This is a genomic window from Pseudacidobacterium ailaaui (assembly GCF_000688455.1).
In the GTDB taxonomy this organism is placed as follows: Bacteria; Acidobacteriota; Terriglobia; order Terriglobales; family Acidobacteriaceae; genus Pseudacidobacterium; species Pseudacidobacterium ailaaui.
The window spans coordinates 3,272,002-3,291,052 of the sequence record NZ_JIAL01000001.1; the positions used below are offsets into that span (position 1 = coordinate 3,272,002).

Sequence of the window (19,051 nt, forward strand, 5' to 3'; positions counted from 1 at the left end):
AAGCTTTTTTAAGCATCCATCTGCACTTTGGCCCTTGGCCTGCATCTTCGTAAGTTTTTGATGGAAATACCCTGGCAAAAATCTGTTGCATCAACCCTTTGCTTTTGGTGTCCAACAATGGTAGAGGTAGTTATGGGAACTCTCTCCATCGATCGGCACGGCGCCTCTGCGGCCCAGTCGTCTATGAGTTTGAGTCCTCTTGCTGCGACCGCGCATCCATTCCTCTGGGTAGAAAATCTGCGTAAGGAATACGCAACTGGACGCGGAAGACTCATCCTCTTTGATGGCCTGAGCTTTCAGGTCGATCAGGGCGAACTGGTTGCGATTGTTGGCCAGTCTGGGTCCGGAAAGAGCACTTTATTGCACATTTTGGGTGCCCTTGATGCTCCCACCAGCGGTGAAGTATACTGCGCCTCAACTCCTTTGAGAAAACTGTCGCCAGGTGAAGCTGCCTCCTTCCGCAACCGGGAAGTGGGTTATGTATGGCAATTTCACTACCTTCTGCCGGAATTTACTGCACTTGAGAATGTAGCCATGCCGCTGCTGGCCCGCGGGGAGTCCAGAAAGTTGGCCTTTGCCCGGGCCATGGAATGCCTGCGGGACGTGGAGCTGGAAGGTCGTGCAGACCACCAGGCTGGAGAGCTTTCCGGAGGAGAGCAGCAGCGGGTTTCCCTGGCGCGCGCCCTGGTAACGCAGCCCCGATTACTTCTTGCTGACGAACCAACCGGGGATTTGGACAGTCTAACAGCAGATACGGTATTTTCTTTGCTCCGGCGTCTTCATGAAAAGGAGCATTTGACATCGGTCATCGTAACGCACAATATGACGCTTGCGCAGCGATGTAGCAGAATTTTACGGCTGGAAAAAGGCCGTATGGAGGAACTGTCTCCGCAGAGTTGATTCGGCGGAGAATTGTGTAGTACTGAAGTGGGATGGTTAACAGATAGCTTCCATCCCAAAGGCCGTCTTCACCGGGGCCAGTTTTCGATGGGTGAAAGCGGCGAGAAGGGCCGAAGATGCAGGCGAATTTGCGAAGAAGTCCTCCGAACAGAAGGACGCCGGGCAACCTCTTGGATGCTTCCGGGCTTCGACAAACGCAGACGTCTTCTCAGGGGAAATATGTTCGAACGTTATACAGAAAAGGCACGTCGCGTCATCTTCTTTGCAAGATATGAGGCCAGCCAGTTTGGCTCGCCCTACATTGAGACCGAACATTTGCTGCTCGGCCTGTTGCGTGAGGACAAGGCGCTGACCAACCGCTTTCTCCGCTCGCACGCCTCCGTGGACTCAATCCGCAAACAGATTGAGGGCCACACCACCATTCGTGAGAAAGTATCCACCTCTGTCGACCTTCCCCTTTCCAATGAATGCAAGCGCGTGCTGGCTTATGCCGCAGAGGAAGCCGAGCGCCTGTCACACAAACACATCGGCACGGAGCACCTTCTGCTGGGCCTGCTGCGCGAGGAAAAGAGTTTTGCTGCGGAGATCCTGCACGAGCGGGGACTCAAGCTTCTTGCGATTCGTGAGGAGCTGGCCCGCACCACGCAGGAAAAGGCGCCGCAGCAGCAGCGCAACCGAGAATCCAGCCTCCTGGCGGAGTTCTCCCGCGACCTGACCCAGGCGGCACTGGATGGACAGCTCGATCCGTTGGTCGGGCGTGATGCTGAGCTGGAGCGGGTCGTCCAGATCCTTTGCCGCCGCACCAAGAACAATCCTGTATTGATTGGTGAACCCGGCGTAGGAAAGACTGCCATTGTTGAAGGCCTGGCCCAGCGCATTGCCGACGGGGACGTACCCAGCTTCCTGGCCGACAAGCGGGTCCTGGCCCTGGACCTCTCGCTCATCGTTGCCGGAACGAAGTATCGCGGCCAGTTTGAGGAACGCCTCAAGACCATCATGAAAGAGTTGATGGAAAACCAGAACTGCATCATTTTCATTGATGAACTGCATACTCTGGTCGGCGCCGGGTCTGCCGAAGGCTCTCTTGATGCTGCCAACATCCTCAAGCCTGCGCTTTCTCGGGGAGAAATCCAGTGCATCGGGGCCACCACGCCCGGCGAGTATCGTAAGTCCATCGAAAAAGACCGCTCCCTGGAGCGCCGCTTCCAGGCCGTCAAGGTCCCACCGCCCAACGAAGATGACGCGGTCAAGATCATCATGGGCATCAAGGACCGCTATGAGAAGTTCCATGCCGTCAGTTACACTGATGATTCGATCCAGTTTGCGGTCTCTCACTCAAACCGCTACATTTCCGACCGCTTCCTGCCCGATAAGGCCATCGATCTGATTGATGAGGCCGGCGCGCGCGTCAAACTGCGCCAGACCTCGCTCCCGGACGAGATCACCGAAGTCCATAAGCGGATCAAGTTCATCGTCCATCGCATGGATTCGGCCATTGCCAACCATGAGTTTGAGAAGGCCCGCTTCTATTCCGACGAGGAGCGGAAGGAACGCGAGAACCTGCGCGCTCTGCGTGATAAATATCACCTCGACGACTCGACTGCCGGCATTGTCACTCGCGAAGACATTGAGGAGGTCGTGAGCCGTTGGACAGGCGTACCAGTCACCTCCATTAAAGAGGAGGAGACCCAGAAACTGCTGCGCGTAGAAGAAGAGCTGCATAAGCGCGTCATCTCGCAGGACAAGGCCATCTCCGCGCTGGCCCGCGCCATCCGCCGTTCCCGTGCCGGGCTGAAGTCCCCGCACCGTCCCATCGGTTCGTTCCTCTTCCTGGGGCCAACCGGAGTCGGTAAGACCGAGATGGCGCGCACTCTGGCCCAGTTTCTCTTCGGATCAGAAAAGGCGCTCATCCGCTTCGATATGTCCGAGTTTATGGAGAAGCACTCCGTCTCCAAACTCATCGGGTCCCCTCCGGGGTACGTAGGATATGAGGAGGGAGGGCAACTGACAGAGCGCGTCAAGCGTTCACCCTACTCCGTCGTCCTGCTCGATGAAATCGAGAAGGCACATCCGGATGTCTTTAACATCCTGCTTCAGGTCTTCGAGGACGGTCAGCTTACGGACGGCCTCGGCAACACGGTGGACTTCAAAAACACCATCATCATCATGACTTCCAACATCGGAGCGCGCCATCTCCAGCGGAAGCAGGGGCTTGGCTTCCAGAGCGACCGCGAAGAACTGGTGATGGAGAAGGTTGAGGAGCTGGTCAAAAATGAGGTCAAGCGGACGTTCAATCCGGAGTTCCTGAACCGCCTGGACGAAATCATTATTTTCCAGGCACTTACTGATGCAGACCTCATCCAGATTCTCGAACTGCTCGTACAGCAGCTCAACACCAATCTGGCCCAGAAGGCCATCACCATCTCGGTGACTGAGGAAGCGAAAAAGTGGATCCTCGAAAAGACCATGGTGGATCGCACTTACGGAGCGCGTCCTCTGCGCCGCGCCTTACAGCGCTACGTAGAAGATCCGCTCTCCGAAGCGCTGATAGCCGGCCAGATTACAGAACGGCCCGCATTTATCGAGGTCTATCTTGAAAACAACCAGCTTTTCTATCGCCCAGTGGGCAAGGAAGGCGACCTCAAAAGCGAAGGTGCGCTGCTTTACAGCAATTGAGTTTCTACCTCAGCACTTTGGCCCTCAGGACCCCGCATTCCATGCGGGGTCTTTCTTATGAGAGACAGACAGCACGCCGCTTTGCCCCTGTGTCCGTCATGAGTTCTCTGAATCAGGAATTCAGACGCTCCAGATGTTGGAATCCGTCCGTTTGCAGCAGGATTCCAGCAAAGAGGGTGAGATTGTAGGCCGCATGGACCACGGTGCTGGCCGCAAGCGACCGGAGTCGCAACCGAACGGCGCAGAGCACAATGCTGACCAGGCCAATGAGCAGCAAGGGTCCCCATGCGCTGGAGACCTGTTCGGCATGAAGCAGGGCAAATGGGACCGTCGTCAACACCACGGAAAGTGGAAGCGTAATCCACGAAAAGGCCTGAGGAGAAAGGACCTGTTGTCGCATGAGCCACTGGAAGGCATGGACCAGCCCGGGCAGAAGAAATCCGCGAAAGGCCAGCTCCTCCATAAAAGGCGCAATCGAAACGCCAAAGAAAAGCATCATCCAGGCACCCAGTGACGAGTGGACCATGTCCTGCAGGATTGGCGGATTCTGCGGCATAGGAATCGGCAGATACGCCTGCAAAAATGTGATGCTGATTCCCAGCCCCACACCCAGCCCGCAAAGCCCCCAAAGCCTGTCGTGCGCGGTAGATGCGTTCCAGTGGATCCCCTCAAAAAAAGGACGCTGCCAAAGGACCGTAAAAACGACCATCGTCACGAAGCCAATCAAAAGATAAACAAAGGCTTGTGTAGGGATGGCCAGTCTGGCATCCTGGCTCATCAGGCTGAAAAGTTCACGATAGCTCTTGGAATGCAATTGGGGAACCTGCTTCGCCAGAAAAAGAAAGACCCCTTCACCGGCGAAAAGCAGAGGAACACACATGACAAAGAATAAGGTCGCATGCCCCAGGTGGGGTATCTCATCATCAGGCAGCGAGGTCTTCTGCGGTGGTTCTTCGGCAGAGAACCCCGCGGAAGAAACCGGAGTCAGCGATACGGGATCGAGCGTCATGCAAGGGCCACGTTTTGGGATGACTTCTGCTTTTTGGATGTGCGGTTACCAGAAGCAGGGACTTCCTTATAGTACCGCCGAAGAAATTGTCCGGTGTAAGATCCTGCAACGCCGGATACATGCTCCGGAGTACCTTCGGCCACAATCTGCCCGCCTTCTTCTCCACCCTCCGGTCCCAGGTCGATGATCCAGTCCGCGTTGCGGACCACGTCAAGATTGTGTTCGATAATAATGATCGTGTTGCCCAGGTCCGTCAACCGGTGCAGCACTTCCAGCAGTTTGCGTACATCATCAAAATGCAGCCCGGTCGTAGGCTCGTCCAGCAGATACAGTGTGCGCCCGGTCTGGCGCTTCGACAATTCGCGGGCCAGCTTCATGCGTTGCGCCTCACCGCCGCTCAGTGTCGTGGCCGACTGTCCCAGATGAATATAGCCCAGGCCTACGTCCACGAGTGTTTGCAGTTTTTGCTTCACTTGCGGAATGTCCGCCAGCACGGGCAGAGCGTCTTCAATCGCCAGGTCCAAAACATCAGCAATGGAGTACCCGTTGAACTTCACGGCCAGCGTTTCCTGGTTGTAGCGGCGCCCGTTGCAGACCTCGCACTGAACATACACATCGGGCAGGAAATTCATTTCAATACGCCGCTGCCCTTCACCCTGACACGCTTCGCAGCGTCCTCCGGCCACATTGAAGGAAAAGCGTCCGGCCTTATACCCGCGCTCCCGCGACTCGGGCAGCATGGCAAACAGATCGCGGATGGCCGAAAACACACCCGTATACGTTGCCGGATTGGACCGGGGAGTACGCCCGATGGGCGACTGGTCAATGCGAATGACTTTGTCTATCTTCTCATGGCCCGAGATGCGCGTGTGCTCACCCGGTTCTTCTCGTGAGCCATAAAGCTGCTTTGCCAGCCCCCGATACAGAATGTCATTCACCAGCGTACTCTTGCCCGACCCGGAGACCCCAGTCACCACCGTCATCACACCCAACGGGAACCTGGCCGTAATGTTGCGCAGATTATGGCTGCGCGCACCTTCCACCGTGATCCATTTGCCATTGGGAACACGCGGCACAAGTCGGTGCAATACACTGATCTCTCCCGCTAGATATCGTCCGGTCAACGATTCCCGCGTCTCCATGATCCGCTGTGGCGGACCTTCAGCGACCACCTGCCCGCCCAGCTTCCCAGCGCCGGGGCCAAGGTCCAGTACATAGTCCGCATGGCGGATCGTGTCCTCATCGTGTTCCACCACGAGGACGGTATTTCCCAGGTCGCGCAATGATTCCAGCGCCTGGATCAAACGCTGATTGTCTCGCTGATGAAGTCCGATTGAGGGCTCATCCAGTACATAAAGCACACCGCGCAAACGCGAGCCGATCTGTGTTGCCAGGCGGATACGCTGCCCTTCACCCCCGGAGAGCGTGGCCGCGCTCCGGTCAAGGGAGAGATAGCCCAGACCGACGGCATTCAAAAACTCCAGCCGATCGAGAATCTCCTTGCGCAAGCGTCCGGCAATCAGCGCCTCTCGCTCCGTAAATTCCATCCTGCGCGCAGCCTCCAGGGCGCGCCGCAGCGACAAGGCGGTGAAATCGGCAATGGAAAGCCCTGCTACCTTCACCGCCAGCGATTCAGGCCGCAGGCGCTTTCCCTGGCAGGCCGGGCATGTCGTGGCCGACATATATCCCAGCATCCATTCGCGGTAAGCATCCGATCGGGACTCCTCTACCGCATTGCGAAGATAGGCAAGGATCCCGTGAAAGCCTGTTCGCGGGGCCTCCGTCTTTCCCGGACCATACAACAGAATGTCCTGATGTTTTTTGGGAAGCTGCTCAAATGGCTTCTTCAGGTCGATCTTGTACCGCTGCGCCGCCAGATGAATCAGTTTGATGAGATATTGTGAGGCGGAACCTGGTCCTAATGCGCCATCCAGCAGCGGTTTTGACCAGTCAGAGATGATCTTCGCCGGGTCAAAATCATAAATGCTGCCCAGTCCGTGGCATTCCGGGCACGCCCCGTAGGTGCTGTTAAAAGAGAAACTGCGCGGCTCCAGCTTCGGCACATCCAGGCCGCAGTCAGGACACGCCATCGAAGACGAATAGAGCTGTTCCCCACCGCCGGAAATCGCAACCAGCACCAGTCCATTCGCCATCTGGAGAGCGCGCGCCACCGCCTCCTGCAAGCGCTTCTCTACCCCCGGCTTGAGCACGATACGGTCAATCACCGCCTCGATGGTGTGGTTTTTGCGCTTTTCCAGATTCACCGGCTCGGACAAATCACGAAGTTCGCCATCAACCCTTGCTCGGAATCCCTGCTGGTCCAGCTCATCCAGAAGGTCTTTAAATTCTCCCTTACGCCCGCGGACTACAGGCGCATAAATCGTTACCCGCTCACCCGGGGCCAGCGACAGGATACGCTCCACAATCTGCTCATGCGTCTGTCGTGAGATCGGCCTTCCGCAGTTGGGGCAATGCGGCACACCTACAGATGCATATAGCAGACGCAGATAATCGTAGATTTCGGTGATTGTCCCCACCGTTGAGCGAGGACTGCGGCTGGTCGTCTTCTGTTCAATCGAAATAGCCGGACTGAGTCCCTCAATGGAATCCACATCTGGGCGCTCCACCTGGTCTAAGAACTGCCGCGCGTAGGCCGACAAAGTCTCAACATAGCGTCGCTGGCCCTCAGCATAGATTGTGTCAAATGCCAGCGATGACTTGCCTGAGCCTGACAATCCGGTCACGACAGTCAGTGTATTGCGCGGAATCCGGACGCTGATGTCCCGCAGATTATGCTGGCGCGCTCCGCGTACTGTGATGTGGGTGATCGACATGCAGTGTGAAAATTCAGCGAAATTGCAGTTGCTGTAAGCTGATCAATGCAGTTGCAAATCGGAACAGATACTATAGGTATCTTAGTTGGCAATAGAAAGCAGGGTCAATTCGCGCGAGTTTCTGAGACAATGTGCATCGTAGCTGTTGGAAGCCGGTATTGAAATGCAAAATCTAATGAACCTGATCTTACTCTTATGCGCGGCCGGAGCAGCGTTGGCTTTCGGGGTCCTGGCTGCTTACGGAATTTGCCGTGTGGCCTTTGGCCTGCTCAGACTCCATGCCCGCTCTTATGCCAAAGCTCCCCAGGCCAAAGCGGAAATCGCCCGAATTGCTTAGGCCTGATGGCGTCCGTTCCCCTCATCTGCAGCTGCCAGCTACTGTGGATTCTGTTGCTGTTGCAGTTGCCGCGCCCGCAAGTCCTGCAATTCCTGTAATAACTGCTGCGGGGTCTTGACGCCGCCATTCTGGTCCGAGGGCGATGGGGCCGGGGAAGCTCCATTCATCTCCGGTGTGTTCACAGGTCGGGGCGGCAGTGGAGAAGTGTCCGGTGGCTCATCCGGAGGCATATTCTCATCTCCGTTGTCCCCATTCTCCGCGTCGTTCTCCTGCATCTGGCGGGCTACCATCACGGGACTGTTGGTCGGAATTCCACCGCTTCTGGGCGTCAGAATCAATTCCCGCGGCGCACCGTTGCCCAGCCTGCCTACCATGACAACGTTGTAGGCAAGGCCGTCCAGCAGCGAAGCCACCACCTCACGAGGACTGGCCGGACCATAACTGCCAAAAATCCTCTGCTCAGTGACAGGCCCATCCACCTTCATGCCCGTCCGGGAGGAAATCTCCTGCAGGATCGCCGAGAGCGTGGAATTGTCCGCTTTTATCGAAAGTTTTTGTCCGTCAAACTGCACCTGTGCGGGCTGTGCCGGTTGGTCCAACAGTGACACCGGCTGAGGAGCAGCGGCAGGGACAGAAACGGTCTCCGTTTTGGAGGCGGACCTGTGCACGGCCACCCTCTGCATTTGCGCCGTTGCAGTTACGGCAAGCAGCAGCCAGAATGAAACGGCAGGTCGCATCTTAGAAAATAAGACGTTCGTGAGAGTGTCCTCTCTATACTAGACTAGCAGTGGTTTGAGTTTGCTCGTGAATTTTTCTTTTTGGCTTATGAATTCCCGGCGATGGCTTTTCTTGCTCGCAGTTCTGCTTTCCTGCGGAGTGGCCGGCGCAGTCACCTGCACCACGCAGTCGCAGATGACAGAAGCGCAGCGATCAGTTCTCCTTAAGGCAGGGACCACCCTGGCTGCGGAAATTCAGGCAGGAAATGTGGCAGCGGTCAAAGCCGACACCATCAGCCTTGTGGTCGCGCAGTTTGATCCGATTGCAAACACCATCCAGTCCATATCACCGGAAATGCAAGGAGCAAATTTCCTTGTGCAGAACATGTATGCGCTGAATGCTTCTGACCTGAAAGCCCCGGCGGACACACAGTTTTTTTGCAGCGTTCCTGGTTCTGAGCTGCTCATTACCATTTCCCTTGCCCAGTTGCCTCCCGGAAATTACGCTGTTCTTCTGGTTCATTCATCCGGCGGAAAACAGCCCCAGCAAATGGCCATGATCCTGGCCAATGATTCCGCCCAGAGCAATCAGTGGAAGCTGGCAGGTTTCTATGTAAGGCCGCTGACTCTGGCCGGGCACGATAGCGTCTGGTACTGGACCCAGGCCCGTGCCTTTGCAGCGAAAAAACAGCAATGGAACGCATATTTCTATTATGAAACCGCTGCATATCTTGCTTTGCCCGCTGATTTTCTCTCCAGCCCAAACCTTGAAAAGCTCCAGAAAGAAATGGGAAGCGTGAAACCCGATGGTCTTCCCGGGTCTGGACCGATGGTGGTCTCCGCTGCCGGACAGATGTTTGAGATTACTGACCTGCATACCGACGGATCTCTTGGACATCTGGATCTCGTTGTGAACTACAAGGTCAGCGATGCCTCTGACCCGGTGGCGACGCGGAGCCGAAATATCGATGTGATGAAGGCACTTCTGGCACAACACCCGGAGCTTCGCGAGGGATTTTCCGGCCTCTGGGTCTATGCGAATGCTCCCAATCAGCGTCCTTTTGGCATTGAACTGCCCATGAATCAAATTCAGTAAACTTCAGGAAACATTCTCATGGCAAACATCATGGAGAAAAATTTGTCTCAGGTGATTGCACAACGCCGTGCAACCCCCAGCTTTGATGGCTCTCCTGTTCCGGACGAAGACCTGAAGAAAATTCTCGATGCCGGCCTTCACGCACCCAGTGGCTATAACATGCAACCCTGGCGCTTCATCGTCGTCAGACAACCGGAACAGAAACGCCGCCTGCGTGCCGCCAGTTTCAACCAGGCAAAAGTCGAAGAGGCTTCCGCCGTCATCGTCGCCTGTGGCGATGCGGACGGTTGGCGCAAAGGCGATCTGGAAGAGATGCTGCGCCTTGGTCGGGAAGGCGGCATGCCGGAACATTATGCCGAACAGGCCAAAGTCAACATTCCGAATTATCTGTCCAATCACCCGAATTTTCCCATGTGGCTCAACCGGCACGTCATGATTGCCTTTACTACCATGATGCTCATGGCCGAGGCCCTGGGATACGATACCGCCCCCATGGAAGGGTTCGAGGAAGAAAAAGTTCGCGAAGTGTTGAAACTGCCGCTTAGCTATCACGTTGTTGCTTTGCTCGGAATCGGCCATCTGAAAGGCCCGGATAAATTCAATGGTGGGCGCTTTGCCATGGCCCATACCGTCTTTGTCGAAGAATATGGCAGACCTGCGAAATTCTGAGTGTAAGGAATGAAGCGCGAATATCCGGACGCCCCCGTCATCGGCGTAGCCGCAATCATTTTGGAACAGGAAAAGGTCCTGTTCATCCAGCGCGGAAAAGAACCTTTACAGGGTGAGTGGTCCCTGCCCGGCGGCGCTCTTGAGTTGGGCGAGTCTCTGGCCCAGGGAGTTTGCCGCGAAGTGCAGGAAGAAACTGGACTCGAAGTGGAACCCTTGCAGGTGGTGGAAGTCCTCGATCGAATTGCCCATGATGAAGCCGGCAGGGTCCGCTATCACTATGTTCTGGTCGATTTCCTTTGCCGCAGGACTGGCGGCCAGTTACGCTGTGCCAGCGATGCGGTCGCGGCCGTCTGGCTCTCCCGTGAAGAGCTTGCCGGCCGGGAGAAATACAGAATTACGGCAGGCACAGCCGCTGTGGTTGAGAAGGCCTTTCAGCTTGCCCAGATGTGGCCGTAGTCATCCCCGCTTCTCTTCAAGCTCTTCATGCAGATGGCCCATCTTTTCCCGTTTGACCCTCAAATAACGCAGAAATGTCTCTTCAGGCTCAACTGCCGCGGAGATGCGTTCCGTTACCCGGACCCCGGCTGACTCCAGCGCCTGCACTTTTTCCGGATTATTGGTGATGAGACGCACTGCGGGTATGCCAAGCTGTTTCAGGATCTCGGCGGGAAGCTCAAATTCGCGGCAGTCTGGCTTATAGCCAAGCTGGACATTGGCCTCCACGGTATCCAGCCCCTGGTCCTGGAGCTCGTAGGCCTTCAGTTTGGCCATCAGGCCGATGCCTCTGCCCTCCTGCTGCTCATAGATCAGAATCCCGGCACCCGCCTCAGTGATCTTTGTTAAAGCAAGCTCAAGCTGCAAACGGCAGTCGCAGCGGAGAGAGTGAAAGACATCACCAGTAAGACACTGGGAATGGATGCGAACAATGGGCGGAGCAGAGTGTACATCGCCCATCACCAGCGCCACCGCGCCTTCTACCCGTCTTGCAGCCGCTTGCTCCTCGGGATTACACGGTTCAGGATTGGCCAGTACACCTTCAAATCCAAGAATGCGGAAATGTCCCCAACGAGTGGGAAAATCAGCATCTGCGACCTTTTTGACGCTTTCAAACGGCATGTTTTGATTATACGAACCTGCTGGCCGGGGTCCCTGCTCCCTCCCCAGCCCACATCATTCAAGGAATGAGATGCGACAAGGGATGCAGGGCGCACAGGCGCGTCACCTTGCTACAATTTTCCCGTCCCCAATGAACCGACGCGCGTTTCTTCAGTCTCTTAGCCGTACCGCTCTGGTCCTGCCTTTTTCCGATGTGCTGCTGCTGGCCACCCCACCGTGGAAGAGGGCCGCAAGATTTGCCGGGCAGGAAGCGCCGCAAAGCAAACCCGGGGCGCAACCGGCCTATGAAGCAAGGCCCATGCCGCCGCCACCGGGTCCCAGGTCCCCGATTGCAGGAACGCCTCTGGGAGTGCAGTTTCTTGACGTTGCAGCGCAATCGGGCTTGGACGTCAAAACCATTTATGGAGGTGAAGGCAAAAATAAATATCTGCTGGAAACCACAGGCTGCGGCGTGGCCTTTTACGACTATGACAACGATGGATGGATCGACATCTTTTTGGTCAACGGCTGGAGGCTGGAGGGCTTTGCCAAAGGACAGGAACCAACCTGTCATCTTTTTAAAAATAATCGCGACGGCACCTTTACCGACGTCACAGCCAAAGCCGGGCTGGCCCGCAGCGGATGGGGCCAGGGTTGTTGCATTGGTGACTATGACAACGATGGTCATGATGACCTTTTCGTCAGCTACTATGGGCAGAATGCACTTTTCCACAACAATGGAAACGGCACCTTTACCGACGTCACAGCCAAAGCTGGTCTGCTGCAATCCAGGCTCCGCTGGAACTCTGGCTGCGCCTTCCTCGATTACGACCGGGACGGCCACCTCGACCTCTTTGTTGCCAACTATATTGATTTCGATCTGAAGACTGCACCCACTCCGGAATCGGGCCCCTGCGAATACAAGGGCATCCTGGTTGCCTGCGGTCCTCCGGGACTTCCGGGTGGCAAAAACATTCTTTATCACAACAATGGCGACGGGACCTTCACGGACGTCTCCGAGAAAGCAGGCATGTGGAACACGGTCGGCAACTATGCCCTGAGCGTGGCCGTTGCCGACTTTGACAATGATGGATGGCCAGACATTTACGTAGCCAATGACTCGACGGCAGCGACCCTGTATCAAAACCAGAAAGATGGCACATTCAAAGACATTGCCATCGAAGCCGGGGCCGCCCTTTCTCCCGATGGAAAGCCGCAGGCAGGCATGGGTGTCACCGTGGGAGATTACAACCGCGATGGAACCCTGGACATCGCAAAGACAAATTTCGCTGGAGACACAGATTCGCTCTACACAAACCTCGGCGATGGTTCCTTTGAGGACGATACCTATCTCTCCGGACTGGGTGTGAATACGCGCTATCTGGGTTGGGGAATTGGTTTCTTTGACATGGACAATGACGGCTGGCTTGATCTTCTGGTTTCCAATGGCCACGTCTACCCCGAGGTCAGTACTTCAAAGACCGAGGCCCCCTATGCGGAGCACAAATATCTGTATCGCAACCTGCGCAACGGCCGATTCGAAGATGTGACCGAGAAAGGCGGTCCGGGAATCACAACACCTGTGGCCGCACGCGGCTGCGCCTTTGGCGACTATGACAATGACGGAGACCTGGACATCGTCGTAAACTGCGTCAATTCCCTTCCGCAGCTCCTACGTTGTGATTCTGAATGGAAGCGCAACTGGATCAAAATCAAAACGATTGGCACAAAATCCAACCGCACAGGAATCGGCGCGCGCGTCAAAGTGGTCGCCCGTTGTCAGCCTGATGCGAAACAGCCTCTTGTTCAGATTGACGAGGTCCGCAGCGGTGGCAGTTATTACTCGCAAAATGATCTTCGTCTCCATTTTGGCCTCGACCAAGCCAAGACCGTAGACCTGGTCGAAGTGCGATGGCCCTCCGGACAGGTAGACTCCTATAGCGGTCTTGCCGTGAATCAGCTCTACCTGCTTGAAGAAGGCAGCAAAACCCCGAAGGCTCTGGCTCTCACTGGCTTAAAGAAGAAGTAGCCGGACGGTCTTTCTCCGGTAGAAGCTCGGCCTGATTTTCCGCAGCCGCTTCATCCAGCAACCGCCGAGCTTCTGCCAGAGTAATTCCGGCTTCAACGGGTTGGAACTGGGACCGCGCTTCATAATGGTCTTTGCTCACGCTCTTAAAGAGGACCACCCGCCCGGAAACATGTACCTCCACCAGGTCAGTCTTCCAGTGCGTACTGCTTACCTGCTCGCGGTGGATCGCAAACTGACCGCCTTTGTCTACGTATCCCAGCAGACCAAAACCAAAATCAATCCGTTCAATCACAGTGCCATGCATCGCGACCAGGCGCTTGAATCGCTGATTGATGACCATGCTTCCGGCCATTCCATGAAAAACACGGGCTTCATACGTTGGCGGTTTAAATGCCGGGTTGGGACGAAATTTCAAAGTCAGCAGATCTCCCGCTGGGGGCCCTTCGGCTTCATACAAAAATGCTTCCGGCATCAACTTTGTCAGCCTTTGCAAACGTTCTTCATCCTGCAAATGGTCGTCTCGGTTCTTTTTGAGAGCAGCCGGGCTGTTCAACAGTTGATTCAGCCTTGCATCTTCTGCCTGTTGCTGTTTTTCGTCCAGACGCTGTCCATCTTTTTCGAGAATCCGGTAGATTGGCCCCTGCTCTGTTTCCACCTGGTATTTCAAAAATGTCTCCTGACCGATCTTTTGCTGTATGCGGTACTGCCAGAAACTGTTTCGTTCTCTGTCTTTCCATTCATTCCAGGCCACATCTTTCACCAACTGCTCAAGGTTTGCAGGAGTTTGCGCCAGGGCGATGCAGTTTATTGCAAGAAGTGCTAGTGAAAGAAGAAGCTTCATCCGGAATTTCCCTCTCTCCCGATTTTGCCGTCTCCTTGCTGAATTTCAGATGAAAATCCAATGACGGATACTGAGAACAACAACAATTCTGCTTGCTACACTAGTGCCATGATGGATGAAACAGAATTTCGCCGCCATGCGGACGCGGCCATGGAGTCCCTGAAGAAAAGCCTGATTGATGCCGAAGCACAAGGCGATTTTGAAGCCGAAGAACAAGGGGGCGTGCTGAATGTTCTTTTCGATGACCCGCCGGCAAAGTTTGTCATTACGCCAAATGCTCCCGTGCGGCAAATCTGGATCTCTGCTCTGGCCACCAGCTTTAAACTCGACTGGTCTGATGAAACAAAAGACTTCATTCTGCCGAAGGACGGCACAAGGCTGAAGCCCCTGGTCGCGCGCCTCATCAACCAACATCTGGGCAGCGAGTCTGTTTCTCTTGGATAACGGGCCCTCCGATGGCAAAGACCCTCTCCGTCGCCATAATCACCAAAGATGAGGAAACCAACCTGCCCCGCACACTACAAAGTGTGCTGTGGGCAGACGAAATCATCGTTGTGGATTGTGGCTCTTCTGACAGGACGGTCGAGATTGCGCAGGACCTGGGTGCAAAGGTATTCCATGAGCCCTGGCGCGGCTTTGGCAAGCAGAAAAATTTTGCCATTGAGCATTGTTCTTCCGAATGGGTCCTTTCTCTGGATGCCGACGAGGAAGTAAGTCCTGAGCTTGCTGCAGAGATACGCCTGCTATTGAAGAACACTCCGGACGTGGAGGCCTATTTTCTTCCCCGCAAAAACTTCTTTTTGGGCCGCTGGGTCCGACGCGGCGGATACTGGCCTGACCCCAAGCTTCGCCTCTTCCGCAAAGGATCAGCATGGTTTGAAGAGCGCGCCGTGCATGAAACCATCTGCTTTTCCGGCGCAACTCATACCCTCAAAGGCAGCCTGATTCATCACGCATATCCATCTCTGGAAATTTATCTTGCACACATGAACCGGTACAGCTCCCTGGGTGCGGAACAGGCCATCGCCAAAGGCCGGACAAGCCGGAGCACACCTGCTTTTTTGTGGAATGTATGGATCAATCCAGCCGCAACCTTCCTTTACAACTACTTTTTTCGGCTTGGGTTTCTGGATGGCCGCGAGGGGTTCCTGCTGCACCTCTACCACTCGGCCTATGTAAGCTGGAAATATGCGAAAGCATGGCAGGCTTGCCGATAATACATCGCGTCGCATAAGCTGAAAAGTCTTCCAGATGACGGACCCAGGCAAATTGCGCATGGCGAATGCTAGAAAGCGCTGGGAAGAACAGACCCTGAAGCCGGCGCTAAGCAAATCCCCGGAAAAACCGATTGGTGCACCCTCAGGCATCAATTGCGACGAAAAGGGAAATGCCCGCTTCACAACCCTCTCTGGAGTACCCGTCGAACGCCTCTACACTGAAGAGGACCTTCCCCCGGACTGGTCTGAACACCAGGACCAATACCTTGGGGAACCGGGACAACCACCCTATACTCGCGGTATCCATTCCAGCGGGTATCGCGGCAAGCTGTGGACGATGCGCCAGTTCTCCGGATTCGCCTCACCGGAAGAAACCAATCGGCGCTACAAATACCTTCTGGCCCAGGGGGGCAGTGGGCTTTCTGTCGCTTTCGACTTGCCTACGCTGATGGGACGGGACTCGGACGATCCGGAAAGCGAGGGCGAAGTCGGCAAATGCGGTGTGGCCATTGATTCCCTCGATGATATGGAGACGCTCTTTTCCGGCATCGACCTGGAACAGACCACCGTGTCCATGACCATTAATTCGCCTGCCAGCGTGATCTGGGCCATGTATCTTGCCGTAGCGGAAAAGCAGGGCGCGGACTGGAGGAGGATCTCCGGCACTCTGCAGAACGACATCCTCAAGGAATACATCGCACAAAAGGAATATATCTACCCGCCTGCTCCTTCCATGCGTCTGGTAGTGGACACCTTCGAGTTTGCCGCGCACCATCTCCCGCGCTTCAATCCCATCTCGATTTCCGGGTATCACATCCGCGAAGCTGGATCGACAGCACAGCAGGAACTGGCCTTTACCCTCTACGACGGAATGGAATATGTGGAATGGGCCCTCCGCCGGGGCCTTTCTGTAGACGATTTTGCTCCGCGCCTCAGCTTTTTCTTCAATGCCCACAATGACTTCTTTGAGGAGATTGCCAAATATCGTGCGGCGAGAAAAATCTGGTATCGCGTGATGACACAACGGTTCCGCGCAAAAAGTCCCCGCGCGGCCTGGATGCGGTTTCATACACAGACCGCCGGTGTTTCTCTGACTGCCCAGCAGCCGAAGAACAATATTGCGCGTGTTGCCATTCAGGCGCTGGCCGCAGTCCTGGGGGGAACACAGTCCCTGCATACTGATGCCTACGATGAGGCGCTCGCCTTGCCTACGGAAGACGCGGCCCGCATTGCCCTCCGCACCCAGCAGATTCTGGCTTATGAATCCGGCGTGACGAAAACCGTAGACCCCTTGGGCGGCTCCTATTTTGTCGAACGCCTCACGCTGGACATGGAAAAATCGGCCTTTGCCTATTTTGAAAAGCTGGACGCCATGGGTGGGATGGTGCGCGCCATTGAAAAGGGCTTTCCGCAAAAAGAGATTGCCGAGGCCAGCTACGCATATCAGCAGGCCGTGGAGGCAGGGGAAAAAATCATTGTCGGCGTCAACGAATATATGATGGAAGAACCACAGCCGCAGATTCTCCATATCGACGAATCCGTGCGTGAGGCGCAAAGCTCTAAACTCAAAAAGCTGCGCCGCGAACGCAGCAACGAGGCGGTGGCCCGCTCTCTGCTGGCGCTCTGCCATGCTGCGGAAAAAGAAGACCAGAACACGATGCCCTGTTTTCTGGAATGTGTAAAGGCCTATGCCACAATCGGCGAAATCTGCAATGCCCTGAAAAAAGTCTTCGGGACCTACAACGAAGTGACGCTGAGTTGATGCAGGGACGCTGCATCATTACTGGATCTGCGGCAGCTGCTGCAGTACCTGCCGCGAAGCAGTACGGATCTCCGGACTGTCATCCTGCATGGCAACCGTGTGGAGCACCTCGCGCACACTCGAATCGGCCTCTACCGGCTCAATCAGACTGATTGCCTGGGTGCGTACACGCGGGTCCGAGTCATTCATGAGCGCCTCCAGCACCGCATCCCGCACCCGCATATCTTCCGCAATATAAGGCTGGAGGCCCTGGAGGGCCTTCATGCGTACACTCGCGTTCTTGTCATGCCGCAGTGCTACCATCAGCGCGTCCCGCACCCGCCCGTCATCGCACTGGCGTCCTGCTCGACACTCGTTGGCCAGAAGATCAACGGAATCGTCCCGCACCCCTGGGTTCACACTATTTTGTGTCCCCAAAAGCAGCAGCTGATGGATACGCGGATCATCCGGAGGGCCCTGCAATGTCTCAGGCACTAGCTTGTTATAGCTTACCGTTACCAGGCTGGAGTTGGGATCGCGCGTAATATTGCTGACATTTGCCACCTGGACCGGCACATCATCATTGCCTGCCAGCGCCTGGACCGCGTCAGGACCTGGTTTGCTGTCTCCAGCATGGGCAGCTCTCAACCCGGCGCGATAGCCACCGTATCCGCCCAGCGAGATTCCAGCAAACAGGAGCAAGGAGGCCATGACCGGCGCAGACCGTATGCGGCCCATTCCCCGGCCAAAGAGCTGCAGCGTCCGCTCCAGCCATCCGCTGTGCGGCATGTTGTCAAGCGCTTCCTCCAGACGCATCCGGGCGCGCGCCACCAGACTCGGGGACGGCTCTTCTACGGGATAAAAGGACATGGCCGCCTGAAGTCCGCGCACCGCCGCCATTTCCTTGCGGCACTCCTCGCACTCCTTCAGGTGTTGATCGAGTTGATGGCTGGCGTCATCGGACAATTCACCGTAGACTGCCAGCGCGATGTGTTGCTGTGCCAGATCGCACTTCATGGCCATGGTCCCTGTTCCTCACTGTCCTCAAAAAGTGTTGCTTTTTTCGTTGTCTTCGCTGGTGATTGCCAGTCTTTGTGCCGCGCGACCTTTGTCGCTTAAAAGCAAGAGTCTTTCACTTCACCCATTCACAAATCAGCGTACCTCAGCCAGACTCGCCCTTAGTTTTTTCGTTGCCCGGAAGAGTGTATTCTTTGCCGTCTCTTCCGTTGTGTTCAGCATCTCTCCAATGGTCCTCAGTTTCAGCCCTTGATAGTGTTTCAATTCAAAGACCATCCGCTCACGAGGCGTCAGCTTTTCCAGGGCCGCCTGGATCCGTTGCCCCAGGAGCTTGCGCTGGAGCTCTCGTTCCGGGTTGGCAATCGCGCGGTCGTCGCTGACGTTGCTCAGCAAATCCATCTCTTCGCCAGACGAATCAATCATGATCGCCGGGTCTTCCCGACGCGACTTCCGCCTCCGCAACTGGTCGAGGCAAAGGTTTGTGACGATCCGGTAGATCCACGTATAAAACGAGCACTCAAACCGGAAGTTGCCGATATAGCGGAACGCCTTGAGAAAAGCCTCCTGGTGGATGTCCTGGGCATCCTGCTCAGACCCGGTCAGGTGCAGGGCCAGTCGCAGGACAGCCTGATCATATTGACGCACGAGAATGTCAAAGGCAGCGCGCGAGCCCTGTTGGGCCTCGCGTATCAGCTCTGCTTCGGTCGTCCGGTCGCGTACTTCGGTTGGCATCCGCTGGGAGGATTTTACCGCTCGCCCCGTCTCCAATGCTGTTGCTTGTGTGGGAACGGGGATGCGTAGTGCTTCTGCTGCCATTGCCTGCAACTCCACGAAGAGCAAATGCAAATGCAATTTAACGGACGGACCAATCGGA

General features: G+C 55.7%; 17 protein-coding genes. 10 read left to right on the forward strand and 7 right to left on the reverse strand.

The genetic code is table 11. The annotated features are described in order from the left end of the window. The first annotated feature begins 132 nt into the window (after nucleotides 1-132). Nucleotides 133-900 (forward strand): ABC transporter ATP-binding protein, encoded by a 768-nt coding sequence (locus N655_RS0114645; protein ID WP_238324771.1) that lies wholly within the window; start codon nucleotides 133-135, stop codon nucleotides 898-900. Nucleotides 901-1,119: 219 nt separating this feature from the next. After that, nucleotides 1,120-3,576, forward strand: a complete 2,457-nt coding sequence (locus N655_RS0114650; RefSeq protein ID WP_026443586.1) for an ATP-dependent Clp protease ATP-binding subunit — start codon at nucleotides 1,120-1,122, stop codon at nucleotides 3,574-3,576. 112 nt (nucleotides 3,577-3,688) lie between these two features. Here the strand turns inward: N655_RS0114650 and N655_RS0114655 are convergent, their stop codons facing one another. Both N655_RS0114655 and uvrA read right to left on the reverse strand, forming a co-directional pair. Then, the gene (locus tag N655_RS0114655; RefSeq protein WP_026443587.1) at nucleotides 3,689-4,585 is read right to left on the reverse strand and encodes a CPBP family intramembrane glutamic endopeptidase; all 897 of its coding nucleotides are present in this window, start codon (nucleotides 4,583-4,585) and stop codon (nucleotides 3,689-3,691) included. After that, nucleotides 4,582-7,419, reverse strand: coding sequence for an excinuclease ABC subunit UvrA (uvrA, locus tag N655_RS19250; RefSeq protein WP_044934776.1), 2,838 nt, complete (start codon nucleotides 7,417-7,419; stop codon nucleotides 4,582-4,584). The genes N655_RS0114655 and uvrA overlap by 4 nt, the downstream gene beginning before the upstream one ends. A gap of 175 nt (nucleotides 7,420-7,594) precedes the next feature. Here uvrA and N655_RS20795 point away from each other — a divergent pair, with 175 nt between their 5' ends. Further along, a complete protein-coding gene (locus tag N655_RS20795; RefSeq protein ID WP_202900343.1) occupies nucleotides 7,595-7,756 on the forward strand; it encodes a hypothetical protein in 162 nt (53 codons plus the stop codon). A gap of 38 nt (nucleotides 7,757-7,794) precedes the next feature. Here the strand turns inward: N655_RS20795 and N655_RS0114670 are convergent, their stop codons facing one another. Further along, on the reverse strand, nucleotides 7,795-8,424 hold the full coding sequence (locus N655_RS0114670) for a hypothetical protein (protein ID WP_162173563.1): 630 nt from the start codon (nucleotides 8,422-8,424) through the stop codon (nucleotides 7,795-7,797). 181 nt (nucleotides 8,425-8,605) lie between these two features. Here N655_RS0114670 and N655_RS0114675 point away from each other — a divergent pair, with 181 nt between their 5' ends. The 3 genes from N655_RS0114675 to N655_RS0114685 are packed head-to-tail and all read left to right on the forward strand — an operon-like array spanning nucleotide 8,606 to nucleotide 10,693. Then, nucleotides 8,606-9,568, forward strand: coding sequence for a hypothetical protein (locus N655_RS0114675; RefSeq protein WP_155987611.1), 963 nt, complete (start codon nucleotides 8,606-8,608; stop codon nucleotides 9,566-9,568). An 18-nt stretch (nucleotides 9,569-9,586) separates the two neighbouring features. Next, nucleotides 9,587-10,237, forward strand: coding sequence for a nitroreductase family protein (locus N655_RS0114680; RefSeq protein WP_026443590.1), 651 nt, complete (start codon nucleotides 9,587-9,589; stop codon nucleotides 10,235-10,237). Between the two features lie 9 nt (nucleotides 10,238-10,246). Then, a complete protein-coding gene (locus tag N655_RS0114685; RefSeq protein WP_026443591.1) occupies nucleotides 10,247-10,693 on the forward strand; it encodes an NUDIX hydrolase in 447 nt (148 codons plus the stop codon). On the opposite strand, the gene ribA is transcribed toward N655_RS0114685, so the two are convergent. After that, entirely contained in the window at nucleotides 10,694-11,353 is a 660-nt protein-coding gene (gene ribA, locus N655_RS0114690; protein WP_026443592.1) for a GTP cyclohydrolase II, read from the reverse strand. It abuts the gene before it with no gap. Between the two features lie 130 nt (nucleotides 11,354-11,483). Between ribA and N655_RS19255 the strand changes: the two genes are divergently transcribed. Next, the gene (locus N655_RS19255; protein ID WP_202900344.1) at nucleotides 11,484-13,361 is read left to right on the forward strand and encodes a CRTAC1 family protein; all 1,878 of its coding nucleotides are present in this window, start codon (nucleotides 11,484-11,486) and stop codon (nucleotides 13,359-13,361) included. On the opposite strand, the gene N655_RS0114700 is transcribed toward N655_RS19255, so the two are convergent. Further along, the gene (locus N655_RS0114700) at nucleotides 13,339-14,202 is read right to left on the reverse strand and encodes a hypothetical protein (protein ID WP_026443593.1); all 864 of its coding nucleotides are present in this window, start codon (nucleotides 14,200-14,202) and stop codon (nucleotides 13,339-13,341) included. The genes N655_RS19255 and N655_RS0114700 overlap by 23 nt on opposite strands. A gap of 60 nt (nucleotides 14,203-14,262) precedes the next feature. Between N655_RS0114700 and cyaY the strand changes: the two genes are divergently transcribed. From cyaY to N655_RS0114715, 3 genes are read left to right on the forward strand one after another with little or no spacing between them, the layout of a single operon-like run. Then, the gene (gene cyaY, locus N655_RS0114705; protein WP_349509495.1) at nucleotides 14,263-14,646 is read left to right on the forward strand and encodes an iron donor protein CyaY; all 384 of its coding nucleotides are present in this window, start codon (nucleotides 14,263-14,265) and stop codon (nucleotides 14,644-14,646) included. Between the two features lie 11 nt (nucleotides 14,647-14,657). Continuing rightward, entirely contained in the window at nucleotides 14,658-15,419 is a 762-nt protein-coding gene (locus N655_RS0114710; RefSeq protein WP_026443595.1) for a glycosyltransferase family 2 protein, read from the forward strand. A 58-nt stretch (nucleotides 15,420-15,477) separates the two neighbouring features. Continuing rightward, nucleotides 15,478-17,181 carry an acyl-CoA mutase large subunit family protein gene (locus tag N655_RS0114715; RefSeq protein WP_238324772.1) on the forward strand — a complete coding sequence of 568 codons (1,704 nt, stop codon included), beginning with the start codon at nucleotides 15,478-15,480 and terminating at the stop codon, nucleotides 17,179-17,181. An 18-nt stretch (nucleotides 17,182-17,199) separates the two neighbouring features. On the opposite strand, the gene N655_RS0114720 is transcribed toward N655_RS0114715, so the two are convergent. Both N655_RS0114720 and N655_RS0114725 read right to left on the reverse strand, forming a co-directional pair. Then, nucleotides 17,200-18,183, reverse strand: coding sequence for an anti-sigma factor (locus N655_RS0114720; RefSeq protein ID WP_049961462.1), 984 nt, complete (start codon nucleotides 18,181-18,183; stop codon nucleotides 17,200-17,202). Nucleotides 18,184-18,312: 129 nt separating this feature from the next. Continuing rightward, nucleotides 18,313-18,909, reverse strand: a complete 597-nt coding sequence (locus N655_RS0114725; protein ID WP_049961544.1) for an RNA polymerase sigma factor — start codon at nucleotides 18,907-18,909, stop codon at nucleotides 18,313-18,315. Nucleotides 18,910-19,051: the final 142 nt, after the last annotated feature.